At 72.2% G+C, this 14,775-nt stretch carries 16 protein-coding genes and 1 tRNA gene; 8 read left to right on the forward strand and 9 right to left on the reverse strand.

The genetic code is table 11. The features are described from left to right. Positions 1–370 precede the first annotated feature (370 nt). On the reverse strand, positions 371–2,707 hold the full coding sequence (locus A37W_RS0119420; RefSeq protein WP_018304719.1) for a heavy metal translocating P-type ATPase: 2,337 nt from the start codon (positions 2,705–2,707) through the stop codon (positions 371–373). Positions 2,708–2,805: 98 nt separating this feature from the next. On the opposite strand from A37W_RS0119420, the gene A37W_RS0119425 reads away from it, so the two are divergent. Genes A37W_RS0119425 through A37W_RS0119445 form a run of 5 tightly spaced genes read left to right on the forward strand, consistent with a single transcriptional unit; the run spans position 2,806 to position 4,508 of the window. Then, the gene (locus tag A37W_RS0119425) at positions 2,806–3,087 is read left to right on the forward strand and encodes a metal-sensitive transcriptional regulator (RefSeq protein ID WP_018304720.1); all 282 of its coding nucleotides are present in this window, start codon (positions 2,806–2,808) and stop codon (positions 3,085–3,087) included. A 60-nt stretch (positions 3,088–3,147) separates the two neighbouring features. Next, positions 3,148–3,468, forward strand: a complete 321-nt coding sequence (locus A37W_RS0119430; RefSeq protein WP_018304721.1) for an ArsR/SmtB family transcription factor — start codon at positions 3,148–3,150, stop codon at positions 3,466–3,468. Further along, a complete protein-coding gene (locus tag A37W_RS0119435; RefSeq protein ID WP_018304722.1) occupies positions 3,465–3,881 on the forward strand; it encodes an SRPBCC family protein in 417 nt (138 codons plus the stop codon). The genes A37W_RS0119430 and A37W_RS0119435 overlap by 4 nt, the downstream gene beginning before the upstream one ends. Further along, positions 3,878–4,093 carry a hypothetical protein gene (locus A37W_RS0119440; RefSeq protein ID WP_018304723.1) on the forward strand — a complete coding sequence of 72 codons (216 nt, stop codon included), beginning with the start codon at positions 3,878–3,880 and terminating at the stop codon, positions 4,091–4,093. Before A37W_RS0119435 ends, A37W_RS0119440 begins: the two co-directional genes overlap by 4 nt. 4 nt (positions 4,094–4,097) lie before the next feature. Next, the gene (locus A37W_RS0119445) at positions 4,098–4,508 is read left to right on the forward strand and encodes a DUF1801 domain-containing protein (RefSeq protein WP_018304724.1); all 411 of its coding nucleotides are present in this window, start codon (positions 4,098–4,100) and stop codon (positions 4,506–4,508) included. Between the two features lie 583 nt (positions 4,509–5,091). Here A37W_RS0119445 and A37W_RS0119450 read toward each other — a convergent pair. The 3 genes from A37W_RS0119450 to A37W_RS22505 are packed head-to-tail and all read right to left on the reverse strand — an operon-like array spanning position 5,092 to position 8,800. Beyond that, positions 5,092–7,281 carry a xanthine dehydrogenase family protein molybdopterin-binding subunit gene (locus A37W_RS0119450; RefSeq protein ID WP_018304725.1) on the reverse strand — a complete coding sequence of 730 codons (2,190 nt, stop codon included), beginning with the start codon at positions 7,279–7,281 and terminating at the stop codon, positions 5,092–5,094. Further along, on the reverse strand, positions 7,278–8,300 hold the full coding sequence (locus A37W_RS0119455) for an FAD binding domain-containing protein (RefSeq protein ID WP_018304726.1): 1,023 nt from the start codon (positions 8,298–8,300) through the stop codon (positions 7,278–7,280). Before A37W_RS0119455 ends, A37W_RS0119450 begins: the two co-directional genes overlap by 4 nt. Further along, positions 8,297–8,800, reverse strand: a complete 504-nt coding sequence (locus A37W_RS22505) for a 2Fe-2S iron-sulfur cluster-binding protein (RefSeq protein WP_018304727.1) — start codon at positions 8,798–8,800, stop codon at positions 8,297–8,299. Before A37W_RS22505 ends, A37W_RS0119455 begins: the two co-directional genes overlap by 4 nt. Before the next feature lie 160 nt (positions 8,801–8,960). Between A37W_RS22505 and A37W_RS0119465 the strand changes: the two genes are divergently transcribed. Beyond that, positions 8,961–10,220 (forward strand): glycerate kinase type-2 family protein, encoded by a 1,260-nt coding sequence (locus A37W_RS0119465; RefSeq protein ID WP_018304728.1) that lies wholly within the window; start codon positions 8,961–8,963, stop codon positions 10,218–10,220. Between the two features lie 4 nt (positions 10,221–10,224). On the opposite strand, the gene A37W_RS0119470 is transcribed toward A37W_RS0119465, so the two are convergent. Then, positions 10,225–11,748, reverse strand: coding sequence for an aldehyde dehydrogenase (NADP(+)) (locus tag A37W_RS0119470; RefSeq protein WP_018304729.1), 1,524 nt, complete (start codon positions 11,746–11,748; stop codon positions 10,225–10,227). A 69-nt stretch (positions 11,749–11,817) separates the two neighbouring features. After that, entirely contained in the window at positions 11,818–12,381 is a 564-nt protein-coding gene (locus A37W_RS0119475; RefSeq protein ID WP_018304730.1) for a DUF2585 domain-containing protein, read from the reverse strand. A 199-nt stretch (positions 12,382–12,580) separates the two neighbouring features. Here A37W_RS0119475 and A37W_RS0119480 point away from each other — a divergent pair, with 199 nt between their 5' ends. Next, positions 12,581–12,880: a 4-fold beta flower protein gene (locus A37W_RS0119480; RefSeq protein WP_018304731.1), complete on the forward strand. Its 300-nt coding sequence runs from the start codon at positions 12,581–12,583 to the stop codon at positions 12,878–12,880. A 74-nt stretch (positions 12,881–12,954) separates the two neighbouring features. Here A37W_RS0119480 and A37W_RS0119485 read toward each other — a convergent pair whose 3' ends face one another. The 3 genes from A37W_RS0119485 to A37W_RS0119495 all read right to left on the reverse strand — a co-directional run bounded on the left by A37W_RS0119485 (position 12,955) and on the right by A37W_RS0119495 (position 13,942). Next, on the reverse strand, positions 12,955–13,287 hold the full coding sequence (locus tag A37W_RS0119485; protein ID WP_018304732.1) for an HdeA/HdeB family chaperone: 333 nt from the start codon (positions 13,285–13,287) through the stop codon (positions 12,955–12,957). A 152-nt stretch (positions 13,288–13,439) separates the two neighbouring features. After that, positions 13,440–13,515, reverse strand: a tRNA-Ala gene (locus A37W_RS0119490). Positions 13,516–13,609: 94 nt separating this feature from the next. After that, a complete protein-coding gene (locus tag A37W_RS0119495) occupies positions 13,610–13,942 on the reverse strand; it encodes a TIGR02300 family protein (protein ID WP_018304733.1) in 333 nt (110 codons plus the stop codon). A 121-nt stretch (positions 13,943–14,063) separates the two neighbouring features. On the opposite strand from A37W_RS0119495, the gene A37W_RS0119500 reads away from it, so the two are divergent. Next, positions 14,064–14,756 carry a M48 family metallopeptidase gene (locus A37W_RS0119500; protein ID WP_018304734.1) on the forward strand — a complete coding sequence of 231 codons (693 nt, stop codon included), beginning with the start codon at positions 14,064–14,066 and terminating at the stop codon, positions 14,754–14,756. The last annotated feature ends 19 nt before the right edge of the window (positions 14,757–14,775 follow it).

Genomic DNA, 14,775 nt, shown 5'->3' on the forward strand with positions numbered 1-14,775 from the left:
TTTGGAGCGGGGCCCCGGCGCAGGGCCGGGGCGGGGCTCCGGGAACGGACCGGAGCGCGGCGTCTGGCCGAAGTCGGACGCTCCGACGTCGCAGTGCACCGGGATGGTGGGTTTCACCCACCCTACAACGGTCCCGTAGTAGGCGCGCAGGGAATGCCCGCCCCGGCCTCGAACCGGGGCCTCGAGGGTCCCTGGTCCGTCCGTTTGGAGCGGGGCCCCGGCTCNAGGCCGGGGCGGGACTCCGGGAACGGACTGGAGGGCGGCGTCTGGCCGAAGTCGGACGCTCCGACGTCGCAGTGCACCGGGATGGTGGGTGTCACCCACTTTACCCCGGCGCCGTAGGGTGGGTGAAACCCACCATGCCGCCCCCTCAGATCCGCACCCTCCGCAGGCGCAGCGCGTTGGCGATCACCGACACCGACGACAGGCTCATCGCCAGCGCCGCGATCATCGGCGACAGCAGGACGCCGATCACCGGGTACAGCACCCCCGCCGCCACCGGCACGCCGAGGCCGTTGTAGAGGAACGCGAACGCGAGGTTCGTCTTGATGTTGCGCACCGTCGCCCGGCTCAGCCGGCGCGCCGCCACCAGCCCCGACAGGTCGCCCCCCACCAGCGTCACGCCCGCGCTTTCCAGCGCCACGTCCGCGCCCGTCCCCATCGCGACGCCGACGTCCGCCGCCGCCAGCGCGGGAGCGTCGTTCACGCCGTCGCCGGCCATCGCCACCGTCCGCCCCTCGGCCTGCAGCCTGCGGATCGCGTCCAGCTTGCCGTCGGGCAGGACGCCCGCCACCACCTCGTCGATGCCGAGATCGCGGGCCACCGCCCGCGCGGTCGCCTCGGCGTCGCCGGTCAGCATGACGATCCGCAGCCCTTCGGCATGGAGCGCCCGGATCGCGCCGGGCGTCGTCTCCTTCACCCGGTCCGCCACCGTCAGCAGCCCGGCCGCCCGGCCATCCACCGCGACGAACATCGCTGTCCGCCCCTGCGCCCGCGCGGCGTCCGCCGCCGCGGCGAAGGCGGCCGGGTCGGCCCCCTCCTCCGCCATCAGCGCCGCGGTGCCGACCGCCACGCGGCGACCCTCCACCGTGCCGCGCACGCCCTTGCCGGTGACGCTGTCGAAGCCGGACGCCTCCGGGACGGTCAGCCCGTGCTCACGGGCGCCGTCGACGATGGCCTTCGCCAGCGGATGCTCCGACGCCGCCTCCAGCGCCGCGGCAAGGCGCAGCGCGTCGTCGTCGCCTTCCACGCCCACCAGCGCTGGCTTGCCTTCCGTCAGCGTCCCCGTCTTGTCGACGACGAGCGTGTCCACCGCCGCCAGCCGCTCCAGCGCCTCGGCGTTGCGGATAAGGATCCCGCGCGAGGCGCCGCGGCCGACGCCGACCATCACCGACATCGGCGTGGCGAGGCCGAGGGCGCAGGGGCAGGCGATGATGAGGACCGAGACGGCGGCGATCAGGCCGAGGCCCATCGCCGGCGGCGGCCCCCAGATCGACCAGGCGGCGAAGGCGATGACGGCGACCGCCACGACCAGCGGCACGAACCAGCCCGCCACCTGGTCGGCGAGGCGCTGGATCGGGGCGCGGCTGCGCTGCGCGCCGGCGACCATCTCGGCGATGCGGGACAGCATCGTGTCGGCGCCGACGCGGGTGGCGGTCATGACGAAGCTGCCGGTGGCGTTCAGCGAGCCGCCCGTGACCGGGTCGCCGCGGCCCTTCTCCACCGGCACCGGCTCCCCCGTGATCATGCTCTCGTCCACCGCCGAGGCGCCGTCCGTCACCTCGCCGTCCACCGGCACCGCCTCGCCCGGCCGCACGCGCAGCCGGTCGCCGGCGCGCACCATCTCCAGCGGGATGTCCCGCTCGCCGCGGGCGTCGATGAGGCGGGCGGTCTTGGGCGCGAGGTCGAGAAGAGCGCGGATCGCGCCGCCCGTCTGCTCGCGCGCGCGCAGCTCCATCAGCTGGCCAAGGAGGACGAGGACGACGATCACCGCCGCCGCCTCGAAGTAGACGCCGACCTCGCCGGCATGGCCGCGGAACTGCGCGGGGAAGAGGCCGGGCGCGAGCGTGGCGACGACCGAGTAGAGGTAGGCCACCCCGGTGCCCAGCGCGATCAGCGTGAACATGTTGAGGTTGCGGGTCCGAACCGACGCCCAGCCGCGCTGGAAGAACGGCGCCCCGCACCAGAGGACGACCGGCGTCGCGAGCGCCAGCTCGGCCCAGTTCAGCGCCGCGACGTTCAAGTCGTGGAACAGGCCCGGCAGCAGATGCCGCCCCATCGCCAGCAGGAACAGCGGCACCGTCAGCGCGGCGCCGATGGCGAAGCGGCGGCGGAAGTCGACGTACTCCTCGGACGGGCCTTCGGTCAGCGCCACGCCCTTCGGCTCCAGCGCCATGCCGCAGATCGGACAGGTGCCGGGGCCGACCTGCTCGATCTCGGGGTCCATCGGGCAGGTGTAGATCTGGTCCTTCGCCTTCGGCCGCGGCGGCGCCTTCAACGCGGGGTCGAGGTAGATCTCGGGCCGGGTCTCGAACTTCGTCTTGCACCTGGGGTTGCAGAAGTAGAACGTCTCGCCCTCGTGCTCGGCCGTGTACTTGGCCGTGGCCATCGTGACCTTCATCCCGCAGACCGGGTCGATCGCCTTGCCGTCCTTCGCCGCAGGGGCGTCGTGGGCATGGTGATGGTGGGCGTCATCGTGCGTCTGCATGGCTGGTCCCTTCGTCCCGTATGCCCCCGGGGGGCATCCATGCCGGTGGACATATACCCAAGGGGGGTATAGAGGCAAGGGCGGATCAGGAGACTGCGATGGCCCACGACAAGCAGAACCGCGAGGCCGTGCTGAAGCGGCTGAACCGCCTTGCCGGGCAGGTGCAGGGCGTCGCCCGGATGGTCGAGGACGGACGCTACTGCGTGGACGTGCTGAACCAGACCGCGGCCATCCGCTCGGCCCTGCGCGCCGTGGAGCGGCTGCTGATCGAGGACCATGCCCGCACCTGCATGGAGGACGCCATCGTCGCGGGCGACCAGGACCGCCAGCGGCAGATGTTCCAGGAGGTGGTGGAGCTGCTGGAGAAGGTCCGCGACTGAGCGCTTGACCGACTCATATCCGTCAGGTTATGCGTCTTCGCATAGCCGATGGGTTATGAGATGCAGTCGCCCGACCACCTGTTCCGCACCCTCGCCGACCCCACCCGCCGCGCGCTGTTCGAGCGGCTGTGCCGGGACGGCGATCTCACGGTCGGGGCGCTGACGGAACGCGCCGGCGTCTCGCAGCCCGCCGTCTCCAAGCACCTGCGCCAGCTGAAGGAGGCCGGCCTCGTCTCCGACCATCCCGAGGGGCGGCAGACGCGCTATTCCGCGCGGCCGAAGGCGCTGGCGCCGCTGCTCGACTGGACGGCGGAGATGGCGGCCTACTGGGAGGGCCGCCTGGACGCCCTCGAAGACCTGCTGAAGAGGATCGACCAATGAACGACACGGCCCCCGACATCCGCACCGTTGTCATCGAGCGCGACCTCGCCCACCCGCCCGAGCGGGTCTGGCGCGCGCTGACGCAGCCCGCCCTGATGGCCGAGTGGCTGATGAAGTCGGATTTCGCGCCGGAGGTCGGACACGGCTTCACCTTCGAGGGCGACTGGGGCGCGGTGGATGGCCGCGTGCTGGAGGTCGAGACCGGGCGCAGACTGCGCTATACGTGGGAGGCGATGGGGCTGGAGAGCGTGGTGACGTGGACGCTGACCGAGACCGAGGGGGGCACCCGTCTGCGGATGGAGCAGACCGGCTTCCGGCCCGACCAGACCCAGGCGTTCCACGGCGCCCGCTATGGGTGGACGAACTTCCTGGATCAGTTGCAGACCCTGCTCGACACGGAGACCCCGGAATGACCCTCGCCGCCTGGACCCGGCAGTTGCACCGCTGGATCGCGATCCTGTTCACCCTCGCCGTGGTGGCCAACTTCGCCGCCATCGCCATCGTGGGCGAGCCGGCGATGTGGGTCTACATGCTGCCGCTGCCGCCCTTGTTCCTGCTGCTGTTCACCGGCCTGTACCTCTTCGCCCTGCCCTACCTGCGGCGGGGCCGGACGCCGGCGGAGTAGGCGCATGGCTGAGGGACCGCGCCTGCTGGCGGGCGGCAATCCGCAGATCCCCAAGGGCGACGGGCAGGCGCCCGTCGACGCCTACATCGCCGCGATGCCGGGCTGGAAGCAGGAGATCGGCCGCGGCGTCGAGGCGCTGGTGACCGAGCTGGTGCCGGAGGCGACCCGGGCCGTCCGCTGGAACTCGCCCTTCTGGGGGGTGGAGGGACAGGGATTCTTCCTGTCGATCCACTGCCTGACGAAGGTGGTGCGCTGCACCTTCTTCGCCGGCCGGTCGCTGGACCCGGTGCCGGCGGGCGGGACGCCGAAGGCGGAGCCGGCGCGGTGGGCGGATGTCGGCGAGGGCGAGTTCGACGAGGGCGCGTTCCGGGTTTGGATCGCGCAGGCCGCAAGGGTGCCGGGATGGACGCCGTAGGGTGGATGCGCGGTTCTAGCGTTGATTGACGGGATAGACGGAGGGCGGCGTCTGGCCGCGGTCAGACGCTCCGACCTTTCGGTAAAGGCGGTTTATGCCGCTGTTCCCGCATGTCTTCGATCGTCTCGCAGGTGGTGCGGTAGCGTCTGGCCGGGGGGCGGCAAGGCGCTGCCCGGGCCGCCTGGCCTGCGCGGCTGAGGCCGGGCGGGGCGCGACTGGACCGGTGAAAGCTGCAGGAGTAGCCGCCACCGGCGGCCGGTTGCGGCGGACCCGCATTCCTCGAAATGAAGGTCTGGAAATGACAGTAGGGCGGCGTCTGGCCGCGGTCAGACGCCCCGACGCGGTGGTGAGAGAAATTTATGACGCTGCTCCCGCATGACTTTGATCGTCTCGCAGGTGGTGGGGTAGCGTCTGGCCGGGGGGCGGCCAGACGCTGCCCGGGCCGCTCGCGCGGCTGATTCCGGGCGGGGCGCGACTGGACCGGTGAAAGCTGCAGGAGTAGCCGCCACAGGTAGTGCGCCCGTTCTCGTCGAGGCCCCGGCTCAGGGCCGGGGCGGGCTGGCCCTAGACGGGGCCATCGAGCCTACCGCCCCGCCGCCTCCAGCGCCGCGATGACCTTGTCCGGCGTCGCCGGCAGGTGCCGGATCCGCACCCCGGCCGCCGCGTGGATCGCGTTCAGCACCGCGCCGCCGGACCCGGAGATCCCGAGCTCGCCGACGCCCTTGGACTGCATCGGGTTCGCCCAGTCGTCGCGGTCGTCGACGAAGTCCGCCTCGATCCGCCCCGCCGCGTCGGCGTGGGCCGCGACATGGTAGTTGGCGAGGTCGCGATTGGCGATGTGGCCGGTGCGCGGGTCGTGGTGCAGCTCCTCGGTCAGCGCGCCGCCGAGGCCCCAGATCATGCCGCCGACGGCCTGGCTGGTCGCCGTCTTGCGGTTCAGCACCCGGCCGATGTCGAACAGGCCGAGCATCCGCCGCACCCGGACCTCGCCGGTCCAGGCGTGGACGGCCACCTCGCAGAAATGCGCGCCCCAGCCGGCGGAGAGGTGACTCTTCGCCGCCTCGCCCGAGGCGATCTCGGCCTCGCCGACGAGCTCGTCCTGGACCAGATCGGCTAGCGACTTCTCCACGTTCGCGCCGCGGGCGATGCCGTCCTGCAGCGTCAGCTCGCCCGGCTCGCAGCCCAGCTGCGCGGCCAGCTGCTCGCGGATCCTGCGGGCCGCGAGGAACACGGCCGAGCCGGTGGAGCCGGCGCCGAACGAGCCGCCGGAGCCGGAGGCGCCGGGCAGGTCGGTGTCGGCGAGACGGACCTCGACCTTGCTTTCCGGCAGGCCCAGCAACTCGCCCGCGATCTGCGCGAGGATGGCGTAGCTGCCGGTGCCGATGTCGGTCATGTCGGTCTCGACCACCGCGCCTGCGCCGGTCAGGCGCACCCGCGCGGCGGCCTTCGTCAGCATGTTCTTGCGCGCCGCGGCGGCCATGCCGCAGCCGATCAGCCAGTCGCCGTCCCGCTCGGCCTTCGGCCGCTGCGCCCAGCCGAACCGCTCGGCGCCCTGCCGCAGGCAGTCTGCGAGACGGCGGCCGGAATAGTCCTGCCCGGTCAATGGCGCCGTGTCGGGGATGTTCTTCAGCCGGAGCTCGACCGGGTCCATCCCGAGCTCGCCTGCCAGTTCGTCCACCGCCGCTTCCAGCACCACCATGCCCACCGCCTCGCCCGGCGCGCGGACCGAGCCGGAGGGTGTGCGGTGGATGCGCGCGACGCTCTGCTGGAAGCGCAGGGCCGCGGCGCCATAGGTGAACTGCGAGGCGTTGGTGGTGGGCTCGGCGAAGCTCTCCTCCGGGAGGTTCGAGACGAGGTCGTCGTGACCCAGCGCGAGCAGCCTGCCGTCGGCATCCGCAGCAAGCCGGACGTGCTGCGACGTCTGCGTCCGGCGGAGCACCGCGTCGAACACCGTCTGACGCGCCATGACCACGCGCACCGGCCGGCCGAGGTCGCGGGACGCCAGCGCGGCGGACACCGCCTCGGCGCCGATGCCGAGCTTGGAGCCGAAGCCGCCGCCGACGTAGGGCGACAGGATGCGGACCTCCGACGGATCGACGCCCACCGCGTCGGCCAGTTCCTTGCGGTTGAACCGCAGCATCTGCTGGCTGCCGTGCAGCGTCAGCCTGCCGCTGTCCCAGTGGGCGAGCGCCGCGTGCGGCTCCATCGCCGCCGAGACCTGACCGGGCGTCGTGTAGGTGACGTCGACCTTCGCCGCCGCCCGTCCCCAAGCCTCGTCCCAGTCGCCTGTCGCGTCGGGATCGTCCGTCTCGACCTCGGAGGCGCTGTCGGGATCGACCTCCGCCCCGCCGGCGTCGTCATATTCCACGACGAGGCGTTGCGCCGCGTCGCGGGCCGCCTCGAACGTCTCGGCGACGACGAGGGCGATCGGTTGGCCATGGTAGTCGACGCGGGGCCCCGGCTGGACCGGCGACTCGCCGGCCATGCCTTGTGCGGGGTTGCGGACGAAGTTCGGTCCCGACAGGACCGCCACCACCCCCTCGATCCCGGCGAGCGCGCTCTCGTCCAGCCGCGTCACCTTGCCTTTCGTGATCGTCGCCCGCACCAGCACGCCGTGCGCCGTGCCGTCCGGCAGGCGGTCGGCGGCGTAGTCGGCGCGGCCCGACACCTTGAGCGGGCCGTCGGGGCGGTTCATCGGTGTGCCGATCAGGCCCTGACGGGTCTCGTCGAGCAGCCGCGGCAGCGGTTCGTCCATCTTGAAGGTCTGGGTCATGCGGCGGCGTCCGTCCTGTCGGTTCCGATGGAGGGCTCGGCGAGGCCCGTGGTCTCGCGCAGCACCGACACGAGGGTCCGGCGCAGCATCGGAAGCTTGAATTCGTTGTCCGGGTGCGGGGCGGCGTCCGCCGTCAGGCGATCGGCGGCGGCGCGGAACAGCGCATCGTCCGGCGCCTCGCCCTCCAGCATCGCGGTCACCGCGTCGTTCGCCCAAGGCCGCGGCGCGACGCCGCCGAAGGCGAGACGGGCGCGCGCGATGCGGCCGTCTTCCACCGTCACCACGGCCGCGACCGAGACCAGCGCGAAGGCATAGGAGGCGCGGTCCCGGACCTTGCGATAGGCCTGCACCGAGCCGGCCACGGGGGCCGGCAGGACCACGCCTGTCACGATCCCGTCCGGCCCCAGCACCGTCTCGATGTCCGGCCGGTCGGCGGGGAGCCGGTAGAACTCGTCCAGCGGCAGCGTCCGCTCCGACCCGTCTGCGGCGCGCACGGCGACCTTCGCGTCCAGCGCCCGCAGGGCGACCGCCATGTCCGAGGGATGAGCGGCGAGGCAGTGCTCGGACGTGCCGAAGATCGCGAGCATCCGGCCGACCCCCTCCTTCGCGGCGCAGCCGGCGCCCGGCTCGCGCTTGTTGCAGGCCATCGCGGGGTCGTAGAAGTAGGGGCAGCGCGTGCGCTGCAGCAGGTTGCCGCCGGTGGTGGCCTTGTTGCGGATCTGCCCGGACGCGCCGGAGAGGAGCGCGCGGGACAGCACCGGCCAGCCGGCGCGGATGCGGCCGTCGGCGGCCAGGTCGGAGTTGCGGACCAGCGCACCGACGCGCAGGCCGTCGCCGTCCGCCTCGATCCCGTCCAGACCGGGCACCCGGCCGATATCGACCAGCCGCTCGGGCGTCATGATCTGCAGCTTCATCAGGTCGAGGATGTTGGTCCCGCCGGCGATCACCGCCGCGGTCTTGCCCAGCTGCGCGCCCGCCTCGTCCAGCGTGCCGGCGCGGGTATAGTCGAAGGGCCTCATTCCTTGCCCTCCACGCTGTGGATGGCCTGACGGATGAAGGGATAGGCCGAGCAGCGGCAGAGATTGCCGCTCATCCGTTCAGCGATCTCGGAATCGTCCAGCGCCACGTCGCCCGACAGCGAGGCCGAGACGTGGGACGGGTCGCCCGCCTTCGCCTCCTCCAGCATGCCGGTGGCGGACATGATCTGCCCCGGGGTGCAGTAGCCGCACTGGTAGCCGTCGCAGTCCACGAAGGCCTGCTGCAGCGGCGCCAGCGCGCCGGGCTCTCCCAGCCCCTCGACGGTCGTGATCTCGTCGCCGTCGTGCATTGCGGCGAGCGTCAGGCAGGAATTGATCCGGCGGCCGTTCACCAGCACCGTGCAGGCGCCGCACTGACCGTGGTCGCAGCCCTTCTTGGTGCCGTAGAGGCCGATATGGTCGCGCAGCGCGTCGAGAAGCGTCGTGCGCGGGTCGTGATCGAGCGCGTAGGCCCGTCCGTTCACGTCAAGTTGCGTGTGCATGTCTCTCCCGCGGGTCTGAGGGTCCGTGGCACGGACGGGCCGCGCGCTCCCTCCGCAAACAGGCGAAGGGTGGCGGGGGTTCCACGGCCCCGTGCCCTTGCGGCGTGGCGCCACCCGCGCGAGGCGGCTAAAGCTGCCCGGTCTGCCGGAGGATCCGCCCATGCCCGCCCCCGTCGATCCCGCGGCCTTCCTGCGCCGCCTCTTCGCTGCCGCCGTTGCGGCGGCCGATCCGGCCGAGATGCTGGCGCGGCACCTGCCCGAGCGGCCGCGCGGGCGCTGCATCGTGGTGGGCGCCGGCAAGTCGGCCGCGGCGATGGCCCGCGCGGTCGAGGCGGCGTGGCCCGACGTGGATCTGTCGGGCGTCGTCGTCACCCGCTACGGCCATGCCGTCCCGACGGAAAGGATCACGGTCCGCGAGGCCTCCCACCCGGTGCCCGATGTCGCCGGCGAAGCGGCGACACGCGAGATTCTGGCCGCGGCTGGCACGGCGGGGTCGGACGACCTGGTGCTGGCGCTGATCTCGGGCGGCGGCTCGGCGCTGCTGACCGCGCCGCGGCCGCCGCTCACCCTGGCGGACAAGGTCGCGGTGAACCGGCTGCTGCTCGCCTCCGGGCTGCCGATCGGGGCGATGAACAAGGTGCGGCGGCGGCTGTCGCTGGTGAAGGGCGGCGGTCTGGCGCGGGCGGCGGCGGGGGCCGGGCGGCTGGTGACGCTCGCGATCTCGGACGTGCCGGGGGACGATCCCCTCGCCATCGCGTCGGGGCCGACGGTGCCGGACCCGGCGGCGGACGAGGACCTTTCGCCGCTCGCCCAGCGCCTCGGCGACGGCCTGCCCCCTGCGGCGCGCGCCCTCCTCCTTGCGCCGGCGGAGCCGCAGGCGACGTTCGAGGCGGACTACCGCCTCATCGCCGCGCCGATGCTGTCGCTGGAGGCGGCGGCGCGGGTGGCGCAGGAGGCGGGCGTGACGCCGCTGATCCTCGGCGACGCGCTGGAGGGCGAGGCGCGGGAGGTCGGCACGGTGATGGCCGGGATCGCGCGGTCGGTCGCGGCGCACGGCGCGCCGGTGGCGGCGCCGGCGGTGCTTCTGTCGGGCGGCGAGACGACGGTGACGGTCGGGGCCGGCGCCGGGCGCGGCGGGCGGAACACGGAGTTCCTGCTGGCGCTGGCCGTGGCGCTGGACGGGCACGCGCGGATCCACGCGCTCGCCGGCGACACCGACGGCATCGACGGGACCGAGGACGCGGCGGGCGCGGTGATCGGGCCGGACACGCTGGCGCGGGCGCGGGCGGCGGGGCTGAACCCCGCCGCCGCGCTGGACGCCCACGACAGCTACACCCTGTTCGAGCGCCTCGGCGATCTCGTCGTCACCGGACCGACGCTGACCAACGTCAACGACGTCCGCGCCGTCCTGATCGCCTGAGCCGTCAGGCGATATCGTCGGGCAGCACCCCTTCGGGGATGTTCTGGTAGCAGACCGGCCGCAGGAAGCGGCGGATCGACAGCGTGCCGACGGACGTCGCGCCGAAGTTCGTCGACGCCGGATACGGCCCGCCGTGGACCATCGCGTCCGCCACCTCGACGCCGGTCGGAAAGCCGTTGGCGAGGATGCGGCCCGCCTTGCGCTCCAGGATCGGCAGCAGGCGCCGGGCGAGGTCGGCGTCGCCCGCGTCCATGTGCAGCGTCGTCGTGAGCTGCCCCTCGAAGCCCTTGGCCAGCGACACCATCTCGTCCGGGCCGGAGACGCGGACGACGAGGCCGAGGGGGCCGAACACCTCCTCGCCCAGCGCATGGTCCTGCAGGTAGGCGTCGGCGTCGGTCTCGTAGAGGTTGGGGCTGGCGTTCCGGCCCTCCTGCTCGGTGGCGTGGACCGGGTGCACGGCGTTGCGGCCGTCGAACCGCTCCTTGCCCTTGCGGTAGGCGTCGGCGATGCCGTCGGTCAGCATGACCTGCGGGCCGACGCCCTCCAGCGCGGCCTTCGCGGCGGAGACGACGGCGTCGCCCTCGGCGCCCTTCGGGATCACCGCGATGCCGGGGTTGGTGCAGAACTGCCCCGCCCCCATCGTCAGCGAGCCGGCCCAGCCCTTGCCGATCTCGGCGCCGCGCGCCTTCGCCGCCGCGGGCAGGACGAACATCGGGTTCACGCTGCCGAGCTCTCCGAAGAACGGGATCGGCTCGGGCCGCTGGGCGCACAGGTCGAACAGCGCCCGCCCGCCGGCGAGCGAGCCGGTGAAGCCGACCGCCTTGATCAGCGGGTGCTGCACCAGCGCCTGGCCGACGTCGCGCTTGCCGCCCTGCACGAGGGAGAAGACGCCCTTCGGCATCCCCGTCTTCTGGATCGCGACATGGATCGCCTCTGCGACGATCTCGCCGGTGCCGGGATGGGCGGAGTGGCCCTTGACGATCACCGGGCAGCCGGCGGCCAGCGCCGCGGCGGTGTCGCCCCCGGCGGTGGAGAAGGCGAGCGGGAAGTTCGACGCGCCGAACACGGCCACCGGGCCGATGGGACGCTGGATCATCCGCAGGTCCGGCCGCGGCAGCGGCTGGCGGTCGGGCAGCGCCTCGTCATGGCGGCGGTCGAGGTAGTCGCCCTTGCGGATGTGGCTGGCGAAGAGGCGCAGCTGGCCGGTCGTCCGCCCGCGCTCGCCCTCCAGCCGCGCGGCGGGCAGGCCGCTCTCGGAGGTGCCGATCCAGGTGATCTGCGGGCCGCGCGCCTCGATCTCGTCGGCAATGGCCTCGAGGAAGGCCGCCCGCTCCTCGCGGGTGGTGTAGCCGTAGGTCCAGAACGCGTCCTCCGCCGCCTTCGCGGCGCGGTCGATGACGTCCGGGGTGCCGACGGCGTAGTCGAACGCCTCGCCGCTGGCGGGCTCGGAGCGGAAGGTGGCGTCTCCGGCCACCCACTCGCCGGCGATCAGGTGCTTCCCATGCGGGGTGAAGGTCTCGTCGCTCATGTCGGGCTCCCTTGGAGCGGATTGCCCCGAGTCATGGCCCCTCGCGCCGGCAATGGCCAGCCCCGAGGATCAGGCGCCGCCCTGCCAGGCCTTCACCGCCTCCAGCGGCCACAGCAGCATCAGCACGTTCAGCGCCAGCCCGTCGCGGATCATCCAGGTGGTGAAGACCTCGAACGCGACGGCCAGCAGGACGCTCGCCCAGACCGGCAGCCACCGCGCCAGCGCGAAGCCGATCCACATCGCGATCAGGTCGCTGACCGAGTTGAGGACGCTGTCGCCATAGTAGTCGAGGGAAATGGTGACCGAGCGGTAGTGCTCGATCACTGCGTCGGTGTTCTCCAGCAGCTCCCACGCCGCCTCCACCGCGGTCGCGATGGCGAGGCGCCAGCCCAGCGGCAGGCGGCGGGCGACCAGCCACAGAAGGGCATAGAAGATCAGCCCGTGGATGATGTGGCTGGGCGTGTACCAGTCGCTGACATGTTGCGAGTTCTCGGCCGACATCGTCTCGCCGTGCCACAGAGCCACGTAGCCGCAGGCGCAGATTGCCTCGCGTCCCCACGTCAGCAGGACGACCGCCATGAGCAAGGCGAGACCGAGGGAAAGCCAGTAGCCGGGATGGATGCGGCGGATCATGGGCGGACAGGAGCACGGGACAGCCGGGCAGTCCAGATCGCGCGGGCCCTCCTCTCGCGCGGCCCTCCGGGGGCGTCGCGGCGGCCTCATCCCGGGGGGCGACGGCAGGCCTGTCCTTTTCGTCAGGTTGAGTGAATCAGTCCGCAATGCAACTACAAGAGGCAGAAACGGATAGAACATGCGACCGGGGACAAAGACGATGCAAAGAACGACCACGCTCTACGACAGCCGCGGCGAGTACGTTGCGTTCCTTCACAACGAGACGCTGTTCGACACCAAGGGCGGAACCCTGGGAATGGTCGTCGGCCGGTTCGGCATCATCGTCGACATGCGTGGCGGATACCTCGGCGAGGTCGGGCCGGGCAACCGGCTGGTGCGCCGCTGCGGCCGCAACGCGGCTCGGGTGGGGCGCCTCGTGCGCGGCCCCGTGGAAGACGCGGCCTACGAGGACGTGCCGGCCGAGGTCATCCGCGCAGCCGCCCTGCCAGTGGCCGCCTGACCCGACCGGACGCGCCGCATGCAGAAAGGGCCCCTGAAGAGGGGCCCTTCCGCTTTCGGGATTGCCGGTCCGGCTTACATGCCGCCCACGACTTCGAGGTCGAGCAGTTCGATCGCCTCGTTGCCCTCGCAGGCGGCCGCGATGGCCTGCACGTCGTCGTCGATCGTGTCGACATCGGCGGCCGCATCGGCCGAAAGCTCGACGTCGGCGGCGTTCATCACGCCGAACGCGTCCGCGTAATCCATCTGCGCCGCGGCATCCGCCTCCATGAAGTCCATGCAGGTCACGCCGACGAGGTCCATGGACGCGACGTTGCCATCCTCGGCGACGCCTTCCTGCGCGGACGCCATGCCGCCCATCGTGAGAGCCAGGCCGGTCGCGGCGAAGAACTTGGTCATGCGGGTCATCGGGGGTCTCCTTCTTCAGTCGTCAGTCGTAGAGGTTTGCAAGAGGGCAACCCCTCACCCGCGACGATGTTCCGAAGGAATCGCCTCCGGACGGCCCACGTGCGCTGCGATCCGCGCAAGGCAGCGTCGTCGACTGCGGGTCGAAGAAGGTTTGGTGGAGCCTAGGGGAGTCGAACCCCTGACCTCTTGCATGCCATGCAAGCGCTCTCCCAACTGAGCTAAGGCCCCATCCGGGTGGCCACGGCCCCCGGGGGCCGTCGCGTGCCGCCGCTGATATGCGGCCACTTGGGGGAGATCAAGAGGAAATCTCCCCCTCGTTCGATCAGTCCTCGTCGTTGGACGCCACGTCTCCGAGCTCCTCGAACGAGACGTCGTTATCGTCGTCGTCGTCCTCGAGAACCTCGTCGCCGAGATCGACGTCGCTCTCCTCTTCCTCGTCATCGTCGATCAGCAGCTCTTCGTCGTCGCTCTGCGACGCCTTGAGCTTCTTGGTCTGCGAATCCTCGGCGTCGGCGACCATCGTCCGGTTGCGGCCGGTGTCGACGGTGACGGTCTCGCCGGTGTAGGGGCTGACGATCGGGTCACGGTTCAGGTCGTAGAACCGCTTGCCCGTCGTCGGGCAGACGCGCTTGGTTCCCCACTCTTCCTTGGGCATGCCGGGCAGGTCCCTCTGGCTGGTGAAATTCGGACCGCCTTGCGGCGGATCGCGGCTCCCTGCCATAAGCGGCGAACGGTGTCAAAACCTGTTCGGCACCGGCAGGAGGCACGTCGCGCATATGGGGCAGGCTCGGCTGGTCGGCAACCCCCCGATCGAGGTCACGGTGCGCCGCTCGGCCCGGGCGCGGCGGCTGTCGCTGCGGGTCTCGCGGCTGGACGGGCGGGTGACGCTGACCCTGCCGCGCCGGACCGGCGAGGCGGAGGGCCTCGCCTTCGTGGCCGAGCGCGAGGCATGGCTGCGGCGGCACCTGGCGGACATCGCCCTGCCGGCGGCGCCGGCGCTCGGCCTCACACTGCCGGTGGAGGGCGTGCCGCGGCTGCTGGTGCCGGGCCGGGGGCGTGCGCCGGTCCTGGGGGCGGACACGCTCGCCGTGCCGGGCGCGGAGGACCGGCTCGGCCCGCGGCTCGCAGGATTTCTGAAAACGCTCGCGCGGGAGAGGCTGTCGGCGGCGTCGGACCGGCACGCCGCGGCGCTCGGGCGCCGGTACGGGCGGCTGACGCTGCGCGACACGCGCTCGCGGTGGGGATCATGCTCGCACCAGGGCGACCTGATGTATTGCTGGCGGCTGGTGATGGCGCCGCCCGCGGTGCTGGACTACGTCGCGGCGCACGAGGTCGCCCACCTGGAGCGGATGGACCACTCGCCCGCCTTCTGGGAGATCGTCGCGCGGCTCTGCCCCGACCATGCCCGGCACCGCCGCTGGCTGGCCGATCACGGGACCGAGCTGGGGCGCTGGCGGTTCGCCGATTGACGCCCCGCAGGGTGCGATC

Source organism: Wenxinia marina DSM 24838 (assembly GCF_000379485.1).
Classification (GTDB): Bacteria; Pseudomonadota; Alphaproteobacteria; order Rhodobacterales; family Rhodobacteraceae; genus Wenxinia; species Wenxinia marina.